The organism is Gemmatimonas phototrophica, assembly GCF_000695095.2.
GTDB classification, from domain to species: domain Bacteria; phylum Gemmatimonadota; class Gemmatimonadetes; order Gemmatimonadales; family Gemmatimonadaceae; genus Gemmatimonas; species Gemmatimonas phototrophica.
Genome location: NZ_CP011454.1, coordinates 510,233 through 528,432, shown reverse-complemented (window position 1 = coordinate 528,432; position 18,200 = coordinate 510,233). Strand labels below are relative to the sequence as shown.

The 18,200-nt window shown below is 65.5% G+C and carries 21 protein-coding genes; 17 read left to right on the top strand and 4 right to left on the bottom strand.

All coding sequences use genetic code 11. The features are described 5' to 3' along the window. The 11 genes from GEMMAAP_RS02320 (at position 1) to GEMMAAP_RS02270 (ending at position 7,860) form a co-directional block, all read left to right on the top strand. Complete coding sequence (locus tag GEMMAAP_RS02320) at positions 1 to 783, top strand: sigma-70 family RNA polymerase sigma factor (protein WP_145978961.1); 783 nt, start codon at positions 1 to 3, stop codon at positions 781 to 783. Between the two features lie 24 nt (positions 784 to 807). After that, positions 808 to 1,218, top strand: coding sequence for a hypothetical protein (locus tag GEMMAAP_RS02315; protein ID WP_043580162.1), 411 nt, complete (start codon positions 808 to 810; stop codon positions 1,216 to 1,218). A 234-nt stretch (positions 1,219 to 1,452) separates the two neighbouring features. After that, a complete protein-coding gene (locus GEMMAAP_RS02310) occupies positions 1,453 to 2,130 on the top strand; it encodes a flagellar hook-basal body protein (protein WP_053333969.1) in 678 nt (225 codons plus the stop codon). 13 nt (positions 2,131 to 2,143) lie between these two features. Beyond that, positions 2,144 to 2,932, top strand: coding sequence for a flagellar basal-body rod protein FlgG (flgG, locus tag GEMMAAP_RS02305; protein WP_026849259.1), 789 nt, complete (start codon positions 2,144 to 2,146; stop codon positions 2,930 to 2,932). Between the two features lie 2 nt (positions 2,933 to 2,934). Then, positions 2,935 to 3,423, top strand: a complete 489-nt coding sequence (flgA, locus tag GEMMAAP_RS02300; RefSeq protein ID WP_026849258.1) for a flagellar basal body P-ring formation chaperone FlgA — start codon at positions 2,935 to 2,937, stop codon at positions 3,421 to 3,423. Positions 3,424 to 3,430: 7 nt separating this feature from the next. Further along, positions 3,431 to 4,102 carry a flagellar basal body L-ring protein FlgH gene (locus tag GEMMAAP_RS02295; RefSeq protein WP_026849257.1) on the top strand — a complete coding sequence of 224 codons (672 nt, stop codon included), beginning with the start codon at positions 3,431 to 3,433 and terminating at the stop codon, positions 4,100 to 4,102. Continuing rightward, entirely contained in the window at positions 4,099 to 5,211 is a 1,113-nt protein-coding gene (locus GEMMAAP_RS02290) for a flagellar basal body P-ring protein FlgI (RefSeq protein ID WP_145978960.1), read from the top strand. The genes GEMMAAP_RS02295 and GEMMAAP_RS02290 overlap by 4 nt, the downstream gene beginning before the upstream one ends. Continuing rightward, positions 5,208 to 5,558: a rod-binding protein gene (locus GEMMAAP_RS02285; protein WP_053333968.1), complete on the top strand. Its 351-nt coding sequence runs from the start codon at positions 5,208 to 5,210 to the stop codon at positions 5,556 to 5,558. The genes GEMMAAP_RS02290 and GEMMAAP_RS02285 overlap by 4 nt, the downstream gene beginning before the upstream one ends. After that, on the top strand, positions 5,558 to 6,103 hold the full coding sequence (locus GEMMAAP_RS02280) for a flagellar protein FlgN (protein WP_026849255.1): 546 nt from the start codon (positions 5,558 to 5,560) through the stop codon (positions 6,101 to 6,103). Before GEMMAAP_RS02285 ends, GEMMAAP_RS02280 begins: the two co-directional genes overlap by 1 nt. A 3-nt stretch (positions 6,104 to 6,106) precedes the next feature. Beyond that, positions 6,107 to 7,555 carry a flagellar hook-associated protein FlgK gene (flgK, locus tag GEMMAAP_RS02275; protein ID WP_026849254.1) on the top strand — a complete coding sequence of 483 codons (1,449 nt, stop codon included), beginning with the start codon at positions 6,107 to 6,109 and terminating at the stop codon, positions 7,553 to 7,555. Positions 7,556 to 7,557: 2 nt separating this feature from the next. Continuing rightward, the gene (locus tag GEMMAAP_RS02270) at positions 7,558 to 7,860 is read left to right on the top strand and encodes a carbon storage regulator (RefSeq protein ID WP_075071391.1); all 303 of its coding nucleotides are present in this window, start codon (positions 7,558 to 7,560) and stop codon (positions 7,858 to 7,860) included. 2 nt (positions 7,861 to 7,862) lie between these two features. Here GEMMAAP_RS02270 and GEMMAAP_RS02265 read toward each other — a convergent pair whose 3' ends face one another. After that, complete coding sequence (locus GEMMAAP_RS02265) at positions 7,863 to 8,510, bottom strand: nitrogen regulation protein NR(II) (RefSeq protein ID WP_026849253.1); 648 nt, start codon at positions 8,508 to 8,510, stop codon at positions 7,863 to 7,865. Positions 8,511 to 8,543: 33 nt separating this feature from the next. On the opposite strand from GEMMAAP_RS02265, the gene motA reads away from it, so the two are divergent. Both motA and GEMMAAP_RS02255 read left to right on the top strand, forming a co-directional pair. Next, on the top strand, positions 8,544 to 9,401 hold the full coding sequence (gene motA / locus GEMMAAP_RS02260; RefSeq protein WP_026849252.1) for a flagellar motor stator protein MotA: 858 nt from the start codon (positions 8,544 to 8,546) through the stop codon (positions 9,399 to 9,401). A 3-nt stretch (positions 9,402 to 9,404) separates the two neighbouring features. Then, positions 9,405 to 10,274 carry a flagellar motor protein MotB gene (locus GEMMAAP_RS02255; protein WP_053333967.1) on the top strand — a complete coding sequence of 290 codons (870 nt, stop codon included), beginning with the start codon at positions 9,405 to 9,407 and terminating at the stop codon, positions 10,272 to 10,274. A 44-nt stretch (positions 10,275 to 10,318) separates the two neighbouring features. Here the strand turns inward: GEMMAAP_RS02255 and GEMMAAP_RS02250 are convergent, their stop codons facing one another. Next, a complete protein-coding gene (locus tag GEMMAAP_RS02250; RefSeq protein ID WP_026849251.1) occupies positions 10,319 to 11,578 on the bottom strand; it encodes an EAL and HDOD domain-containing protein in 1,260 nt (419 codons plus the stop codon). Positions 11,579 to 11,713: 135 nt separating this feature from the next. Between GEMMAAP_RS02250 and GEMMAAP_RS02245 the strand changes: the two genes are divergently transcribed. The 4 genes from GEMMAAP_RS02245 to GEMMAAP_RS02230 all read left to right on the top strand — a co-directional run bounded on the left by GEMMAAP_RS02245 (position 11,714) and on the right by GEMMAAP_RS02230 (position 15,935). After that, on the top strand, positions 11,714 to 12,649 hold the full coding sequence (locus tag GEMMAAP_RS02245; protein ID WP_145978959.1) for a hypothetical protein: 936 nt from the start codon (positions 11,714 to 11,716) through the stop codon (positions 12,647 to 12,649). A 10-nt stretch (positions 12,650 to 12,659) separates the two neighbouring features. Next, complete coding sequence (locus GEMMAAP_RS02240) at positions 12,660 to 13,424, top strand: ABC transporter ATP-binding protein (RefSeq protein WP_026849249.1); 765 nt, start codon at positions 12,660 to 12,662, stop codon at positions 13,422 to 13,424. Positions 13,425 to 13,428: 4 nt separating this feature from the next. Next, positions 13,429 to 15,228, top strand: a complete 1,800-nt coding sequence (locus tag GEMMAAP_RS02235) for a putative ABC exporter domain-containing protein (protein ID WP_043580159.1) — start codon at positions 13,429 to 13,431, stop codon at positions 15,226 to 15,228. 89 nt (positions 15,229 to 15,317) lie between these two features. Further along, positions 15,318 to 15,935 (top strand): hypothetical protein, encoded by a 618-nt coding sequence (locus tag GEMMAAP_RS02230; RefSeq protein ID WP_026849247.1) that lies wholly within the window; start codon positions 15,318 to 15,320, stop codon positions 15,933 to 15,935. Positions 15,936 to 16,284: 349 nt separating this feature from the next. On the opposite strand, the gene GEMMAAP_RS02225 is transcribed toward GEMMAAP_RS02230, so the two are convergent. Together GEMMAAP_RS02225 and GEMMAAP_RS02220 are read right to left on the bottom strand one after the other, a co-directional pair. Next, positions 16,285 to 17,010: a HipA family kinase gene (locus GEMMAAP_RS02225; protein WP_043580158.1), complete on the bottom strand. Its 726-nt coding sequence runs from the start codon at positions 17,008 to 17,010 to the stop codon at positions 16,285 to 16,287. Then, positions 17,007 to 18,113 carry a DNA recombination protein RmuC gene (locus GEMMAAP_RS02220; RefSeq protein ID WP_043580157.1) on the bottom strand — a complete coding sequence of 369 codons (1,107 nt, stop codon included), beginning with the start codon at positions 18,111 to 18,113 and terminating at the stop codon, positions 17,007 to 17,009. The genes GEMMAAP_RS02225 and GEMMAAP_RS02220 overlap by 4 nt, the downstream gene beginning before the upstream one ends. Positions 18,114 to 18,200: the final 87 nt, after the last annotated feature.

Sequence of the window (18,200 nt, the reverse complement as noted above, 5' to 3'; positions counted from 1 at the left end):
GTGACCCTCGCTACTCCTTCAGCATCCACCGCCATGAATGCGAAGCTCTGGCAGTCGTACCAGGCCGGCAATCAGGTCGCCCGCGACCGTCTGCTGGAAGAACATCTGGGCCTTGTGCACCACGTCGCGCGGCAGGTATCGCGCACGCTGGCGGTGCGGGCGGACTTTGATGAACTGGTCAGCGCCGGCACCATTGGCCTCATGACCGCACTGGAAGGATTTGACGCGACGCGCGGTCTGGCGTTCAGCACGTTTGCCGCCCCGCGCATTCGCGGGGCCATTCTCGATGAGCTGCGCAAGCAGGATCACGTGCCGCGCTCCATCCGCCGCAAGACGCGCGAGATCACGGCCGCCCGTGAGGCCTACCAGCGCGTCCATGGACACGCGCCGGAAGATCGCGAACTCGCCGAACAGCTGGGCGTGGATCTCGATACGCTCTGGCGCTGGCAGGCCGACGTGGAAGGCGCCCACCACATTCCGCTCGATCGGGCCCCGGGTGACCGCGAGAATACGTCGCCCGTGCCGGCCGAGACGCTCACCAGCGAACTCGATGGTGACGTGGAAGAGTCGCTGACCCACGAGCAGGAAGTGTCGCACCTCAAAGACGCCATTCTCCGTCTCAAGGAGCAGGAGCGGGTGGTGCTGTCGCTCTACTACTTCGAAGAGCTCAAGCTGCACGAGATCGCCAAGGTGCTCGAACTCACCGAGTCACGGGTGTCGCAGATTCGCAGCAAGGCGCTGAGCAAGCTGCGCGTGGAGCTCAAGCCGCTCCGTGACGTCTGATTCGCGAACCGGGGGGATCGCACTATGTCTAAGGCATTGAAAGAAGGACTGCAGGTGGCGGCGCTGGGGATTGGCGTCACGATCCTGGGGCTGGTGGTCGGCGCGTTTCTCATGTCGCCGAACGTGTCGCGTGAGCAGCGGTTTATAGCCTTTGCCGCGTTGGGAGGCGCGGCGGGGCTGGTGCTGCTCATCGATGCCGGGCGACGGGGGCTGGCGTCCATACGGAAGCGGCGGAGTAAGCGAGCCACGTTATCAGGAGGGCACCGGGCGGCAGCGGCGGCACCCACGATCAAGCTGGGCGGGCGCGGCAGTCGGACGCCACGTGCTGTGCGGGCGCTGGCGGCGGCCGGCGCGGCCCCCACCGAGATTGCCTGGAAAACCGGGCTGCCCCTGGACGCGGTCTCCATGCTGCTGGAAATCGGCACCACTCGGTAACGGCACGGCAAAGCCGACCGGGCAAAGGGGGAAGCGGCACGAATTGCCGTGCCGGTGTCGCGTTTCGTTGACGGCAGCTTTTGCCGGGATGCGATCCTAAATTATTACAAACAAACAACTTACGAAAATCTTTCCGGTCGGGCGCCGTTTGGCCCGACCGTTGCTTTTCCCCCTGGTGAGTTCGTGTACCCATTTCCCGACCACGACATGCCAGGTCCCGTCCAAACAAACGGAATGAGCAGTGCCGCTTCCGCGCTCCAGATGCTGGAACGCAGACAGGCCGTGCTCGCCAACAATCTCGCCAACGCCTCCACCAAGGGCTTCAAGGCGGAAACCGCCTTCTCGCGCCTCATGGGCAATGCGCTGGCGGCCACTGATACGGCGGTCAACCTCACGCCGGGGACGCTCACCCAGACGCACAACCCGTTCGACCTCGCGGTCAACGGCGACGGCTTCTTCGTGGTGCAGACCCCGAATGGTGAACGCCTCGTGCGCAACGGCAGCTTCCAGTTGAACGCCGAACGGCAGCTCGTGGATGAAAAGGGGAACCCCGTGCTGGGCGACGGCGGAGCCATCTCCATCCCGCCGGGACAGGTTGAGATCAACAAGGCCGGCCTCATCGAAGTGAATGGCAAGCCGCTCACGCGGCTGCGCGTCGAAACGGTGGCCAGCGGCGCGGATCTCCAGCACGAAGGGGGCACGATGTTCGTCCCCGATGCGACCCGGAAGGCCATCGCCCCTGAGGATCGTGATATCAAACAGGGCTTCCTCGAGGAATCGAATGTGAATGCCCTCACGGCGATGACCGACATGCTGAGCGTGTTGCATCGCTACCAGGCAGCCCAGAAGACCCTGTCCACGATTGACGCGGCGCGCGGGATTGCCGTGAACGACCTCGCCAAGCCCGTCTAAGGAGACCTGACCCATGGATCCAGCACTTCGCGCCGCCGCTACCGGCATGATGGCGCAGCAGACCCGTACCGAAGTCATTGCCAACAATCTTGCCAACGTGAACACGGCCGGCTTCAAGCGCAGCCGAGCCCAGTTCGAAGACCTGCTCTACCAGACCATTCAGGGCACCCAGGTCATTGGCGGCACGGAAGCCGAAACGCTTCCGGCCATTCAAGTGGGCCGTGGCACGCGCCTCTCGGGCGTGCAGCGCCTGCACGAACAAGGCCCCATTGAACAGACGGGGCGCAATCTCGACGTGGCCATTGAAGGCGAAGGCTTCTTCCAGGTGCAGCTCCCCAACGGCGAGCTGGGCTACACGCGCGACGGCAGCTTCCAGATCAGCGATCAGGGGGTGCTGGTCACCGGCGCCGGCTACACCATTCAGCCGCCCGTGCGCATTCCGGGCGACGGCACCGAACTCACGATCTCCAATACGGGTGTCGTCAGCGTGCGCCGTGGCAATGAGATCATGCCCACCGAAATCGGTCGCATCGAACTGGCGCGCTTTGCCAACCCGAGCGGTCTGCTCAACCTCGGCCAGAATCTGCTCGCGCCCACGACGGCGTCAGGGCAGCCGGTGGTGGGCTTCCCGAACGACGAAGGCATGGGACGCTTGCAGCAAGGCAGCCTCGAAGGCTCGAACGTCGAGATCGTCCAGGAAATGGTGGAGATGATTGCGGCGCAACGCGCCTACGAAATCAACTCCAAGTCCATCAAGACGGCCGACGAGATGGGTCAGATCGCCAACAACATCGTGAACTGACCATGTCGTTCGTGTCCCGGCATCTGGTGGCGCTTGGCGCTCTGCTGGTACTGCCGTTCGTGCTGCACGCACAGACGGCGGCGGCAACGCCGCTCAAGAGCGATCAGCGTCGCGTATCGCTCACCGTGGCCACGCGCGCGTTGGCGCGCGGCGAAGCGCTGCAGCTCACCGACATTGCGGTCGTGGACACGATCATCACCTGGCGCTGGAACGGCCAGTCGCCCGACACCACCCGCGCGTTGCCGGGGTGGGTCACCCGTCGCCCGATCATGGCCGGCGAAGTGCTTCGCGCACCCGCCGTGTCGCCAGCGCCACTCATCGAGAGTGGCGCCACGGTCAAAGCCATTTGGCAGGATGGTCCGATCACGTTGGTCATCAACGGTGTCGCGACCAACACCGCCACCGCCGGCGCCCCGGTGGGCGTCCGCATCAATCGTACTCGCCGGCTTGATGGCGTTGCCATTGCGCCGAACACTGTTCGCCTCCGCTGAGACTGTCATGTCCCGTCAGCGTCTTACCTCACGGCTGCTCACTCCACTGGCCCTCGTGCTCTGGCCTGCGGCGCTCATTGCGCAGGCCGCACCACCGGCTACGGGCGCGGTTCCGCCCGCCACGGCCAGCGCGACGCCCGCCTCCGGCGCCGCTGCAACGACCGCGACATCGGCCATTCCTGTGCGCAACGGCTGGGTGTCCGACCGTCGCCAGTTCGCGGTAGGCGACATCATCACGGTGCTGGTGGATGACTATACCATCAGTACGGCGGTGAAAGAAAATACCGCGCAGGATACCCGCAATCGCGGCTTCGGGCTCAGTGCACGTCTGCCGTCGTCCTCGCAGAACGTCAACATCGACGCCCGCAACTCGGCCGATCAGACGCAGCGGGGACAGGCCCGTCGTGAGAATCGCTTTCAGAACGAGATGAGCGTCCGCGTGGTGGCCATGGGCGCCAACGGCCTGCTGCAGGTCAAGGGGACCAAGAAGATCGACGTGGACAAGGCCATGCAGGACATCGTCTTCACCGGCTGGGTGCGCGCGCAGGATGTCTCCGTCTCCAACGTGGTCGAGTCCAGCCGCGTGGCCGATGTCCAACTCGGCTATGCCTCGCCGGGACCGCTCGGCAAACCCAAGCAGGGCATCGTGAGCAAGGTGCTCGGGATCGTGTGGCCGTGACCGCGTCGCTTTTGCTCTCTCTGCTTACGCCCATGCTCGCCCACTACACCACGCGTCTCGCGAAGGCCCTCGTGCGTACCGTCGTTGCCGCCTCCGTCCTGTTGCTGCTCATGCCCACCACGGCGAGCGCCCAGAATGACATCAAAATCCGCGACCTCACGTCAGCCGAGGGCGCCCTCCCGGTACGCCTGGTGGGCTATGGGCTGGCGGTGGGACTCGACAACACGGGCGACCGCGCGATTGGCGGTCAGACCGGCGGCCCCACGGTGCAGAGCGTGATCAACATTCTGCGTCGTTTCAACGTGGAAGTGCCGGCCGATCTGATCCGCATGCGCAACGTGGCCGCAGTGCTGGTAACCGCTGAGGTCTCCCCCTTCCTGCGCGCCGGTGGCCGCTTTGAGGTGCAGGTCTCCAGCATGGGTGATGCCCGGTCGCTCCGCGGCGGGACACTGTTTATGACGCCGCTGGTCGCCGACCCCAATGGGCCGCCCCTCGCCTCGGCGCAGGGCTCCATGCTGATCAGCCAGGGCGGCTCCACCACCCGCTACCAGCCCACGCACGAAACCGCCGCCCGTATTCCCACCGGTGGTGTGCTCGAAGCCGATCTGCCACGCCCCACCATTGCCGCCAACTCCCGGCTGCTGCTGCGCGAACCGGATCTCGGGACCGCCATGCGCATCGCCACCGCCATCAACGGCGCCATGGGTGAAAAGACGGCAACCGTGGAAGACGAAGGCTCGGTGATGGTCACGCTTCCCGACTCGGTGCAGAAGCCGGTCGCAATGGCGAAGATCCGCGATCTCGCGATTGCACCTGAGGCACGACCGCGCATCATCATTGATGGCCGCGACGGCACGGTGGTAGCCGGTGGCGACATGGTGGTCGGGGCCGCCACCGTGAGCCACGGCGCCATTACCCTCGCCATTGGCAATCTCGCGCCAAACGACACTGCCGCCATTCCCGGAAGTGTACGCCTCCCCGCCGGGATTGCGGTGCAGCGCGTCGCCTCGGCGCTGCACGCCGTGCAGACTCCCGCCAGCGAAATCGCCGCCATCTTCGCCGCCCTGCGGGAAGTGGGCGCCGTGACCGCCGAGATCATCGTCCGATGATCGATCCCATCGCAGCCCGCGCCCGCATGAATGTCGCCACCGCGGCGCCCACGCCGCCGGTCATTGACCAGGCCACCGACCAGAAGCTGCGCGAGACCGCCAAGCAGCTCGAGGGGCTGTTTGTGCAACAACTGTTCAAGGCGATGCGCGAAACCGTTCCACAGCAGGACGGAATCGTTTCAGCCAGCGCCGGAGAAGACATGTTCACGGGACTATTGGATCAGCACCTAGCTGCCGAAACTCCAAGCCAATGGGAAGGCGGTCTCGCCGAGTCGGTCTATCGCCAGTTACGGGGTCGCGTCGCGGCCTCGTCTTCCCAGTCGCCTTCAAGCAACACCACCCGCTGATGTCGCCCACGACTCTGTACGCACACGAACCCGCGTCACGCGTTGGCTTGCAGTCCTCGGCACTGCTCGACGCGCTCCATGACGCGTTGATCAGCGAACGGCGCTTGCTCGATGATCTCATCGCGCAGATGCGCCGTCAGCGGACGGCGGTTGCTGCCGACGACATCCAGGGCGTCGACGACAGCACCTTTGCCACGCACCGCATCCTCGCCACGCTGGGGCAGGCCCGGACGCGCCGTCGTCAGCTCAACGTGCTGCTGGGCGGTACCGAAGAGTGCACGCTGCGCGAGGTGGAGGAATTGCTGGGCGATTTGGTAGATGATCGGTTCCGCGACGCGCGCGCCCGTCTGCAGCAGTCAGCCGACATGCTGACCCGCGAGGTGGGCATGAACCGGAAGATGCTGCGCGAAGCGCTGACCACCACGGACACGCATGTGCGCACGCTGGTCGGTGCGCCGGCCAGTCCGTCCACGTACGCCTCGGAAGGCGTCGTGCCGCCCACGACCGGCGCCCCGCGTGGCGTGCTGGTCAACCGGACGGTCTGACCCATGAGCTCCGGCCTGTTCAGCATCGCGCGCACCGCGCTCCTCACGCACCAGACGGCACTCCAGACCGTATCGCAGAACATCGCGAACGCGGAGACGCCTGGCTATTCGCGTCAGGAAGCCGTGCTGTCGGCGAACACGCCGGTGCGCTTCCCGTACGGCAATGTGGGCACCGGCGTCAACGTGTCCACCATCACTCGCAAGCGTGACATTCTGCTGGATGAGTCGTTCCGCTCCTCCAACACCTTGTCCGGTGACGCGGCCATGCGCCGCGACCTGCTCTCGCAGGTGGAATCGGTGTTTGGCGAACCGAACGACGCCGGCATGGCCAATGCGCTCGACCAGTTCTGGAACTCGTGGAGTGATCTGTCGGCGCAGCCCAACAGCCTGGCGGCGCGCGCGGTGGTACAGCAGCGCGGGCGACAGGTTGCGCAGCTCTTCAACGATTACGACACGCAGCTCACGACCATTCGCAGCAGTACGCTGGAACGACTGAGCAACACCGTGGAGCGCATCAACTCGGTGGCCACGCAGGTGGCCGAACTGAATGTGCGCATTGTGGGTGCCGAATCGAACGGCAACATGGCGAATGATCTGCGCGATATGCGCGATCTCAAGCTGGATGAGCTGTCGAAGATTGCCGGCACGCGGGTGGTGCCGCAGCCGAACGGCTCGGTGTCGGTCCTCATTGGCAACTCGATGCTGGTGGAAGGCGATACCGCCACGCCGCTGTCGGTACAGTTCGAAACGCCCAATCCGCTCCCGGCTACGCCGCTCACGGATGTCCCGGTGCGAATTCGCCTGGGGAGTTCGCCCGATCGACTGGCGCCGTTGGCCGGCGAGCTGTCGGCCATGGTGACGGTGTTGAACACCGAAATTCCCAATACCCGCGGGCGTCTTGATGCCATGGCCAATCAGTTGGCCACGGCGGTCAACGATCTGCACACCAGTGGCTACACGTTCAACGGTACCACCATCCCCGGGACGGCAGCGGGCAACTTCTTTGATCCCGGCACACTGGCAGCGCCGGTGTCGGCGGCCAGTCTCAAGCTGCATAGCGTAGTCGCTGGTGACCCTTCCAGGATTGCCGCGTCGGGATCAGTGAATGGGCCCACCGACAACGGGGTTGCGCAGGGATTGTCGTCGTTGCGCATGACCGATGCCACGGTCACGTGGACCTCTCCGTCCGGTGCCACGGAAACCGGCTCGTTCATTGGATTTTTCCGCGGGCTGGTGACGCGGCTTGGCATTCAGACGTCGTCGGCCACGGATGATGCTGCCGTGGCGGCCGGTCTGACCGATCAGGCCGACCTGCGTCGCCAGTCTGTGAGCGGTGTGAACACGGACGAAGAGCTCGTGAACATGCTGCGCGTACAGCAGTCTTATCAGGCGGCCACGAAAATGATCAAAGCCGCGGAAGAGATGCTGGACACCCTGATCAGTCTGGTCTGACGATGCTTATTCTCGGACGCCGTGAAGGCGACTCCATCCTCATTGACGGCGGAATCCGTATCGTGGTCGTGTCCTGCGACCGCGGGGGCGTGCGCATTGGCATTGAAGCGCCCAGCGACGTCAAGATTCTGCGCGGTGAAATTGCGCAACAGGTCGCCCAGGAGAATCAGCGCGCCGCCAGTTCGCCGGTAGGCGCCGACTGGCTGGCCGCGTTGGGCGCGCCACAAACATCCGGCGCGTCCGTCCTGGCACCCGCCACGCTGCCCGTGGCGACACCAGCGCCCGCACCTGAGGCGCAGGGCTGATGTCAACCGGGACGACGCCGCGACGCCTGAAGCGTGGGCAGATACAGCGCACATCCATCCGTCAGGGGGGCGCTTCGCCCTTGGCTTCCCGTCAGCAGCCAGCGGATCGCGCTCACGTCGTGCTCGAGCAGGTCCTCAGCGGGCTTTTCGCCTCGGTGGTCCGGGCGCGCCACGAAGCACACCTCGTCACCGACGGTCTCGAGTTCGGCCACAATGGCGCCCGTCCCCAAGCGGGCCGCCGCGAGCAGCGCGACACACATCGCGTGGAGCACGGCGCCGGGTTCCGCCCGCACGGGCATCACGTCGCCCGTGAGCACCGTGGCAACGGACCGGCCGCGCATGAGCGCGTGCTCCTCCACGAGCCGAATGGCACTCTGCAGGGCGTCGGTCAGCAGCATGGGCTCCACTCCCGCATCGGCACGTCGGGGGAGTTGACGCAGGAGCGTCAGCAGTCCGTCGAGTCGGTCGGCATCGCTGCGCAGACCGTCCAGGAATCGCGGGTCGGGCGTCTCGCTCACATCCAGCACGCCCGCCGCCGCCGTGATGGTGGCGAGCCGGTTGCTGATGGCGTGCGCCAATCCGCGCAACAGATCGTCATGAATGGCGAGCCAGTGCTCCGCACCTCGCGGTTGCCCGGGCTCGCCACTCACTGAATCCCCCACTCGCTTCCCGGGACATTCCCCGTGTTCGTCATCATCGGCCTGGTCGTTGTGTTCGGCGCTGTCATCGGTGGCTATGTCATGCACCATGGTGACCTCGCCGTGCTGTATCAGCCCAACGAGTTCCTGATTCTTGGCGGCGCCGGCCTCGGCACCCTCATCATTGCCAACCCGCCTGCCGTGCTGAAGGCGTGCATGGCCCAGTTGCTCGGGCTGCTCAAGCCTAACCCGTACGGCGCGAAAGCGTATGCGGAATTGTTGCAGGTACTCTACGAGGTGTTCCAGAAGGCCCGCAAGGATGGATTGGTGGGTCTGGAGTCGCACATCGAAAATCCGGAAGGGAGCGACATCTTCCAGAAGTATCCGTCGTTCCTCAACAATCACCACGCGCTGTCGCTGTTATGCGACACGCTCAAGGTGCTGCTCACCGGTACCGTCGAAGACCACAACCTGGCCGATATCCTCGATACGGACCTCGACAAGCACCACCACGAGGGCATGCTGGCCCCTCACGCGATCACCACCGTGGGTGACGCCATGCCCGGCTTCGGCATCGTGGCCGCCGTGCTCGGCGTGATCATCACGATGGGCTCGATTGGTGGTGCCGCCTCGGAAATCGGCGAAAAAGTGGCCGCCGCCCTCGTAGGAACGTTCCTCGGCATTCTGCTGGCGTACGGCGTATTCGGACCGGTAGCCAAGGCCATGGAAATGCGCTTGCACGCCGAGCACGACTACATGCTGTGCATTCGCACCGCGCTGCTCTGCTTCGCCCGCGGCGATGCGCCCATGACGGCGGTGGAGTTCTCGCGGCGGAACATCGAACCGCACGAACGCCCGAGTTTCACGGAACTGGAAGAGCTGACGCGCAAGAAGGCGGCCTAAACCATGGCGGCGCGCGGCGGCAAGAAGATCGTCATCGTCAAGAAGAAGGTCGCCGGTGGTGGCGGACACCACGGCGGCTCATGGAAGGTGGCGTACGCCGACTTCGTGACCGCCATGATGGCCTTCTTCATGGTGATGTGGATTCTTGGGATGGACGACAAGACGAAGCAGGCCATCGAAGGCTACTTCGCCAATCCCGTCGGCTACAAGAAAGGCTTCGGAGCCGGCTCCAGCCCACTCAGTACCGGCAGCGCGCCCAATCCCATTCAGAAGACGCCGATGCGCATGATTGTGCGCTCGACGGAACAGAAAACGTTCGAGAACATCCGCAAGACCATTCTGGACAAACTCGCGGCCAGCGATTCGCTGAAGAAGTTGAACGCGGTGGTGGATGTGCAGGTGACCCGCGAGGGCCTTCGCATCGAACTGGTCGAATCCGGACGTGGCGATGTGTATTTCCCCAACGGTTCGTCGCGCATGAACGCGGCCACGATGTTGACGCTGCAGCTGGTGGGCTCCGAGCTGGCCACCATCAATCAGTCGGTGGTGCTGGAAGGCCACACGGATGGGGCCAAGTTCAGCGCCGATGCGGCGTACACCAACTGGGAGCTATCCGCCGACCGCGCCAATGCCGCGCGTCGCGTGCTGCAGTCCACCGGCGTGGCGCCGGAGCGCGTAGTGGAAGTGCGCGGCTATGCCGATACCAAGCTGCGCGTGCCCGACGATCCGCTGTCCGCTGCCAACCGCCGCATTTCCATTCTGCTCCCCTATACGAACACACCGGAGGCCGCCGGCAGTGCGGCGGGGATGGCGGCGCAGAAGGCCGATTCGATGGTCGCGGATATCGCCACGCCGATCAAGCGGAATTACTGAGGCCGCACGCGGCCTGATGTGAGGCCGCGAGCGCCGCGAGAGGCTCAGCTAGTGATCTTGGCCAACCGTTCGTTGGCCCAGGTCACCGCTTCCGCATAAAGCGAAGAGAGTTGCGTGTCGGTGGCCAGCATGTCCACCATGGCCCACTCGGCGCTTTCGTAGGCGTCAGCCAACCGCAGGACGCCAGCGTGCGGGCCCGTGCCCTCCAGCAGCGCGTCCCTGACATCATTGCTCACCGGCAGACGCTCCAGCACCTGCGCCATGGGCAGCCCCAGCAGCGTATCCATGCGCGAGAGCAGCCCAACGAGGAAGCGCGCCGCCGGGTCGCCACTGGCGCCTTGGGCCGTCACCGTTTCGCAGAAGCGACCACGCACCAGTGCTTCCATGACGGCCTCGTGCGCCACCGGGCTGCGCGATCCGACACTGGCCACCAGCATGATCAGCATCCAGCGCGACAGGGCCTCGCGCCCCACCAAACGGATGGCATACGGAATGGAATCCACGCCGCGTCCGCCGAACGACGCCGAGTTGACGATGCGGAGGAGCGAGAGGGAGAGCGACGGGTGGCTGCGAAAGGCCTCTTCCAGCGCTCCGTCGGTGGCGTCCGGTTCGTTGAGCAGCGCCATGATGTGAAAGACGGTGGCCTGCTGCACATTGACCGCGCGACCGTCCAGAGTTTCCGGGCGACTGTAGACGTACCCCTGGAACAGCGCGAAGCCGGCGTCGCGCGCGGCGGCGAGAGCCTCCTGCGTTTCCACCCGTTCGGCGAGCACCGTGATGCCACGCGCGTTGAGCGCCGCCACCATGGGCGCCAGCGTGCGAATATCGGGAGTGGCCAGCACGTCCACCTTCACGATTTTCGCAAACGCCAGCAGTGGGTCCAGAGAGGCACGGCCGTCGTAGTCGTCGAGTGCAAGGGTGTAGCCGTCGGCCACCGCCCGCTGGCAGGCGTCTACCACAGCCGGTGACCCGTCTACGGTCTCGAGCAGTTCGAGCACCACCGCAGCCGGGTCAAAGATCTTGTACAGCTCCCCCAGCAGGTGCTCTTCCGTGACATTCACATACGCCCGCGTCCCGGCGGTCAACTTCTCCAGGCCAATGGAGAGCAGGGCATGCAGGGCCGTATCCCCGCACATCAGCGCGGGGGATACATCACCGACGTAGGCGTGGGTGGCTTCCCGGCTGGCCCGGTAGAGCAGCTCGTAGGCCACGCGCCTGTCGCGCCCGTCGAAAATGGGTTGACGAGCGATGAACACGTGCTGCGCCGTGGGCGGCGGCGTCACGTCGACATCGGTGAAGCGCATGCGAGTAAAGCGAATAATGGGGGAACGCGGACCGGGCGCGGGCGTACGATACCCGACAGAATGTTTACACAACCGGGAGGGCGCCCCCCATGAAAGCATGGCGGAGCACTCCTCTTTCCGACTATCGTCCAGTCCATGGCGCAACTTCCTCGAGTGTTGACCCCGCGGCGGGCCTTGGTATATCGCGTGGCGACAGGCTTCAGCGCCTGGGCGCTGCTTGCCGCCTGTGGCGATGCGCGCCCTGAGCGCTCGGCGGCCATCGACTCCGCGTTGTCACGCGACCTCACGCTGGCGTCGTCGGCCACCCCGAACGTGGCCATTGGCGATACAGCGGTGAGCAATTCGCCGTCGGCCCCGCTGCCGCTGCCGGACGCGCCGCGCCCGTCGCCGCGCCCCACCGTCGCGGTGCCATCGCCAGCACCGGCTGCCCCGCGCACCCCACGCCCCGCGCCGGCGCCGCTCCCGGCACCAACCGCCGCAATCCCGGCCCCCACACCGGCCCCAACGCCGGTGGCCGAGGCGCCAACGCCAGCGCCAGTGCCTCGCGGTCGGATGATTGGCGAGGGGGTGCAACTCAGCGGCGCCACCAACGCCGCCATCTGTTCGTTAGCCAACCGGCCGGGGGACCGCTTTGTTGTCTCACTCGACCGGGAAGTGACCAGCCCGGATGGCGCGTTGCTGGCCGCGGGGACCCCGGTGCTGGTGGAGCTGGCGCGGGTCGATTCCACGACGGGTGAGATGTCGTTCCGACTGCGCGGGGTGCAGGTGGATGGAGAGTTCTACCCTGCCCAGGGCACGGTGCGCGTGGTGGACGGCGCGGTTACCGAGCGGAAGGTGTCGAAAGGCGGCAGCGACCAGGGGAAGGTGATTACCGGCGCGATCATCGGTGGCATTCTAGGGCGCGTTATGGGCGGTGGCACGAAAGGCGCCGTCATCGGGGCCGCGGGTGGCGCCGCGGCGGGCACCATTGCGGCGGCACGCAACAACACCATCGAACGTTGTCTGTCGGCGGGCGCCACGCTCTCCACTACGCTGACGGCACCGCTGGTCCTGACCCCCTCCTCTCTGTGATTGTCTCTTCGTGATTGACGTTTCCGGTTATACCAAGCTCTACGGTGACACCGTTGCCGTGCAGTCGTTGTCGTTCCACGTCGCCCCCGGTGACGTGCTGGGGCTGGTCGGTCCCAACGGGGCGGGCAAGACCACGACATTGCGTGCGCTGGCAGGCATTCTGCAGCCCACGTCGGGAAGCATTGCCGTCGCGGGCATTGATCTGCAGAGTCAGCCGGTAGCCGCCAAGGCGCGCCTCGCATTCATCCCTGACGAACCGCAGCTGTTCGATTACCTGACGGTCACCGAGCATTTGCAGTTTGTGGCGCGCCTCTATGGCGTCACTGATGCAGCACCGCGCATTCCTGAATTACTGGAAGAGCTGGAGCTCACGGCCAAGAAGGACGCGCTGCCGCCGGAGCTGTCGCGCGGGATGAAGCAGAAGCTCGCTATTGCCTGTGGCTTGTTGCATCGCCCGGCGGCGCTGTTGCTCGACGAACCCCTCACCGGGCTCGATCCGGTGGGCATCCGGCGCATGAAGGAAACCATTGCCGCTCGGGCGCGCGAAGGGACGGCCGTCATCCTCAGCTCCCATCTGCTGCACCTGGTGGAAGAGTTGTGCACCCGCCTGCTGGTCATCCGGCGGGGGCAGATGGTCGCGCTGGGGACAATCGAGGAGATCGTCAGCGCGCGTCCCGATTTGGCCGGACGGACGTTGGAAGAGATGTTCATTGCGCTCACCGGCGACGGGACGTCCAATGGCTCGCCGAACGGGCTGATCAGCGGCGCGGCCTGAGACCGTGAGCATCCCCGTTGATTCGGTAGCCACGGCCACCGTCGCCATGAGCACGACCGTTGCCGAGCGGCAGCCCGCTCCGGCACAGGCCATGCTCTTCCTGTACTGGCGGAGTTTCATCAATCGCCTGCGTTCGCAGGCGGCCCGCGTGCGCAGCCCCCGCTATCTCGTCGCGGTCGCGCTGGGGGCGCTCTATCTCTACTGGGCACTCTTCCGCAACACGCGCGCCGGCGGAGCGCCGCTTGCCTCCATCCTGACCTCCGACATCACGCTGGTCGTGGGAAGCACGCTGGCGCTGCTGTCGTCGGCCCGCTGGTGGATCTTTGGCGCCGACCGCAGTGCACTCGCGTTCACGCCATCCGAGGTGCAATTCCTCTTTCCCGCGCCGGTCTCCCGACGCGGGCTGGTGCACACGAAGCTGCTGCGCATGCAGCTCGCCATTTTCGTGAACACCATCATTTTCAGCGTCATTTTCCGCGGCAACGCCACGCAGCTGGCCACCTGGGAGCGGGCGCTGGGATGGTGGATGCTCTTCTCCACACTGGCCATGCATCGCATGGGCGCGTCCATTGTGCGGGCCAACGCCGTGGAGCACGGGGGAGCGGGGCGCAAACGTGGTGTGCTGCCGCTGCTCATTTTCGGTGGGCTCATTGGCGCGGTCGTGTACGGCCTGCTGATGGAACTGCCGGGTATCCGTCTGGCCAGCACCGGCGGCATCAAAATGCTCATCACCGCCATCACCGACGCACTCAAGGCGCCGGTGCCGTGGAGTGCATTGTTGCCGGTGCGGGTGCTGATTGAACCCATCATGACCGCCGGCACGGCGGCGTGGGGGATGTCGCTGCTCTGGGCTGGCCTCATTGTGACGGGGCACTACTTCTGGGTGGTGCGGCTCGACACGTCCTTCGAGGAAGCCGCTTTGGAGGCCACGCAGCACCGGGCCGAGCGTATTCAACGCTTCCGGGCCTCACAGATGGGGCAGGCGCGCTCGAAGAAGGGGAAGCTGGTGTCGGTCCCCCGTCTCGCGCTGACGGGGCGTCCCGAGGTCGCCATTGCGTGGAAGAATGTGGTGGCGGCGCTGCGCGGGGGCTCGTGGAAGACGCAGCTCGTCTCGTTCATCATTGGGCTCGGCGCGCTCGCCGTCGTGTCCCGATCGGCCTCCGATGGCGCGGGCGCTGCCTTTGTGGGCGTCACGATCGGCTGGGGCGCGATGTTGCTCTTTATCGGACCGCTCTGGATGCGATTCGACCTGCGCCTCGATCTGCCACGACTCACCGTCCTCAAGACCTATCCGTTGGAAGGGTGGCGCATTGTCGCCGCCGAGATTGCGGCGGTCACGGTGTTGCACTCCATCACCGTGTGGTCACTCATGACGGTGCCGCTGGTCATGTTTCTGCAGGATCCGGAGCTGTTCCTGAACAGTGGCGCCACGGTGCCGATTCTGGTGTCGATCGCGGTGGGCGTCCCGGCGTTCAACGCGCTCATGTTCACCATTCAGAACGGGACCGCTCTGCTGTTTCCGGCCTGGGTGCGATTGGGGACGGAGTCACGGGGCTTTGAAACGATGGGGCAGAATCTGCTCACGACCGGTGCGACGACGCTGGTGGCCGCCGTGGCGCTGGTGTTTCCGGTGGGGCTGGGCGCGCTCATCCTTTGGATCACCAACGACTGGGGTGGCTGGTCGGTGCTAGCCGCCACGCTGCTTGCCAGCGCCATCATTGTCGCGGAGCTGTGGCCGGTGCTGCGCTGGCTGGGGACCGTCTTTGAGAATATCGACGTGAATGAGGTGGTCTCCACGGTGTGATGTCACCCCGTGGTCCCCTTCCGGGGCGCCCGTCAGGTGCCTAACCTGCGAGAGAGCCCGTTTCCGTGCGCCTTCGATGGTTCCTGCCGATGTCTGCTGACAATTTTGATCCCCCCGAGGACGTCCCGCTCAACGAGGACGGCGAAGCCCGCCCGGCGGTCTTTGTCACGACGCGCGAGCCGGTGACGATCACCATCACCCAACTCGATGATCCGCGTGCGCCCGATTCGTCGGCGCTCGGCGCGTTCATTGATGGACGCATGGTGGCCCGCAGTGCGATGCCGGCCGAGGCCATTGCGCGGCTGGTGGAGCTGCACCTGTTCGACGAACCGGTGCCCCTGGGGCTCTTCGCCTACGAAGAGGATCCCGGACTGCAGTGTCGTCTGTTTGCGCTCGTGCCGCGCTCGCTGCTCGAGGCTGACGTGCACAACGCGGAGCCCTGGAAAGAGAGCGTGCCCAGCTACGAAGCCTCACTGGGCGCCGATAATGACGACGACGAAGATGACGACGAGGACGACGACGACGAGGAAGAGGCGCCGTTCGAGACGATCCTGTTGGGGCACATCGTGCGCTTCGCGAAGGATCGTCGGCACCCCGACAACCTCGCCGAAGAAGCCGTAGACATTCTGCAGCGGATCATTCACGGCGCCGAATCGCTGGAAGACGCGGATCGCAAAGCGATCGACGATCTGCTGGGGTCGCTGTAAGGGCAACGGCGGTTTGTGTTGCCTGCCACTGCGGTTCGGGTTTGAAACCTCTCCTGCAGTTCTGGACCACCACTGCAGTTCTGGACCACCACTGCAGTTGAGGAACACCGCAGTTGGGGTGGAAATGGAAGCGCCCGCCGGCTTTGCCGGGCGGGCGCATTCCTTTGGTGGTGGTCTCACTTCAACTGCAGTGGCCGGTATATCAACCACCAGAACGTGCCGCCACGGCGCAGCCGGGCGGCACTTCCGCAGAGACCCAAACCGCCGTGTTCCTCAACCGCAGTGGTGGTCCAGAACCGCTGTGGTGGTCCAGAACTGAGGTGGCAGGTCCAAACCCGAACCGCAGCACTCAACCCAAACCGCTGTTCCCCAATCGTTTCCAGAGAAACGCCACATACCCTTCCCGGCGGCGCACGGGATCGGCTCCCAGCCAGGCGTCGGGGACGTCGGCGACGGCGGCCCGGAACACGTCACGGGTGAGCACCGGCGCGTACTGCGCGTGCACATCGGGTAGCAGAGGCGCGGCCCACGCGAACAGATGGGCGTCCACATCATAGGAGCGCTGCGGCGTCTGCTCCGTGACCGCGCTCCAATCGTGCTGAAAGGGGAGACAGGCCCCGTGATCAATGCACCACACGGTGCCGCGGCGCATCATGAGATTGGGATTGCGCGGCGTGCGATCGAGATTCTGCACCAGCGCATCCAACCAAAGCACCCGCGCGGCGGTGGCCACATCAACCCGCTCGAATTCCGGGGGCGTAAGATCACGCGCCTGACTCAATAGCGCGAAGGCCAGATTCACGCCGGTGCTGGCGCGCAACAGATCGCGCAGTTCGTCGTTCGGATCGTCGCTGGGCACCTCGGCCGGAAGCTCTACCAAACGGCGTGATGGCACGTGCAAGCCAATCTGCTCCGCCAGCGTGCCGACGATCATTTCCGCTACCAGCGGGAGCGTGCCTTGCGAGGCGCCGGTGAGCTTGAGGAACCACTCGCCATCGGGGGTGTCCACCACGACCGGCAGCGACGACCCTTTGCGTTCGCGGCGTACCACCCGCGTAGCCACGAGTGCCGTCACTCCGCCCCCTTCACCGCCGTGTCGAGCAACGGCACCTCCGGCAACACCGTATCGGCGCCACTGAGCTCCCCCAGCTTGCGCGCCGACACCAGTACGCGCGACTCGAGACTGCCCAGTGCGCGGTTGTACGCCACGACCGCGCGCTGCAGACCGCGCCCCATCTCCACCAGCTGCTCGTCAAACACCCCGAGCCGGTCGTGCAGCTCACGCCCGAGCAGTGCCACCTGCTCCGCCTGTTCGGCCACGCGCTCCTGCCGCCACCCGTAGGCCGCGGCCTTGAGCAACGCGATCAGCGTGGTGGGTGTGGCCAGCAACACGCGCTCGCCCAACGCGCTCTCCAGTAGCGTTGGGTCAGCATCGAGCGCCGCCGCAAAAAACGCTTCGCCCGGGAGAAAGAGCACCACAAAGTCCGGGGCGTCGGCGAACTGCGCCCAGTACTTCTTGGCGCTCAACTTCTGCACATGCGCACGGACCTGCGCCGCATGATCGACCAACCGTGCCGTGCGCTGCCGGTCATCCGGCGCCGCCATGGCTTCGAGGTAGCCTGACAGCGGCGCCTTGGCATCCACCACCAATCGGCGCTCACCCGGAAGCCGCACAATGAGATCAGGGCGCTGTACGCCGTCGTCGGTACGCACCGACACCTGGGGTTCGAAGTCGCAGTACGCCAGCATCCCCGCCAGCTCACACACTCGGCGCAATTGCAGTTCCCCCCACTGCCCGCGCACGGTGGGCGCCCGCAGCGCCTGCGAGAGCTGCTGCGTTTCGCGGCGCAGCGATTCACCTGACAGCACCACGGCATCCAGCCGTTCGCCAATCTGCCCCGCCACCTGAGCCTGCGCACGCCCCAACTGGGCCAGCACCTCATCGTAGCGCGCCAGCGTATCGCGAATAGGCCCCAGCAGCTCCGCTACGTTGCCGTGACGCGCCGTCAACGCCGACTCGGCCTCATGACGCGCCAGCTGCGCCCGCAATCCCGACTCCGCCTCGCTCACTGCGCGGGCGACATGTGCCCGCGACAGCGCGCGCGTCACCAGCCAGGCGCCAAGTGCACCGAGCAGCACGCCACACACCAAACCAATCACGCCCGACAAGAGATCCATGCTGAGAAAGTGCGAGGACAGAGGCAAGACGACGAACTGAGAGTGTTGAGAGCGTTGAGAGTCGCGAAGTGCGATGGATATCGAAGG

Coding starts and splice junctions, on each gene's coding strand:
- GEMMAAP_RS02315 (WP_043580162.1), top strand. CDS start 808: ATGTCTAAGGCATTGAAAGAAGGACTGCAGGTGGCGGCGCTGGGGATT.
- GEMMAAP_RS02310 (WP_053333969.1), top strand. CDS start 1,453: ATGAGCAGTGCCGCTTCCGCGCTCCAGATGCTGGAACGCAGACAGGCC.
- flgG (WP_026849259.1), top strand. CDS start 2,144: ATGGATCCAGCACTTCGCGCCGCCGCTACCGGCATGATGGCGCAGCAG.
- flgA (WP_026849258.1), top strand. CDS start 2,935: ATGTCGTTCGTGTCCCGGCATCTGGTGGCGCTTGGCGCTCTGCTGGTA.
- GEMMAAP_RS02295 (WP_026849257.1), top strand. CDS start 3,431: ATGTCCCGTCAGCGTCTTACCTCACGGCTGCTCACTCCACTGGCCCTC.
- GEMMAAP_RS02285 (WP_053333968.1), top strand. CDS start 5,208: ATGATCGATCCCATCGCAGCCCGCGCCCGCATGAATGTCGCCACCGCG.
- GEMMAAP_RS02280 (WP_026849255.1), top strand. CDS start 5,558: ATGTCGCCCACGACTCTGTACGCACACGAACCCGCGTCACGCGTTGGC.
- flgK (WP_026849254.1), top strand. CDS start 6,107: ATGAGCTCCGGCCTGTTCAGCATCGCGCGCACCGCGCTCCTCACGCAC.
- GEMMAAP_RS02270 (WP_075071391.1), top strand. CDS start 7,558: ATGCTTATTCTCGGACGCCGTGAAGGCGACTCCATCCTCATTGACGGC.
- GEMMAAP_RS02255 (WP_053333967.1), top strand. CDS start 9,405: ATGGCGGCGCGCGGCGGCAAGAAGATCGTCATCGTCAAGAAGAAGGTC.
- GEMMAAP_RS02250 (WP_026849251.1), bottom strand. CDS start 11,578: ATGCGCTTCACCGATGTCGACGTGACGCCGCCGCCCACGGCGCAGCAC.
- GEMMAAP_RS02245 (WP_145978959.1), top strand. CDS start 11,714: ATGGCGCAACTTCCTCGAGTGTTGACCCCGCGGCGGGCCTTGGTATAT.
- GEMMAAP_RS02230 (WP_026849247.1), top strand. CDS start 15,318: ATGTCTGCTGACAATTTTGATCCCCCCGAGGACGTCCCGCTCAACGAG.
- GEMMAAP_RS02220 (WP_043580157.1), bottom strand. CDS start 18,113: ATGGATCTCTTGTCGGGCGTGATTGGTTTGGTGTGTGGCGTGCTGCTC.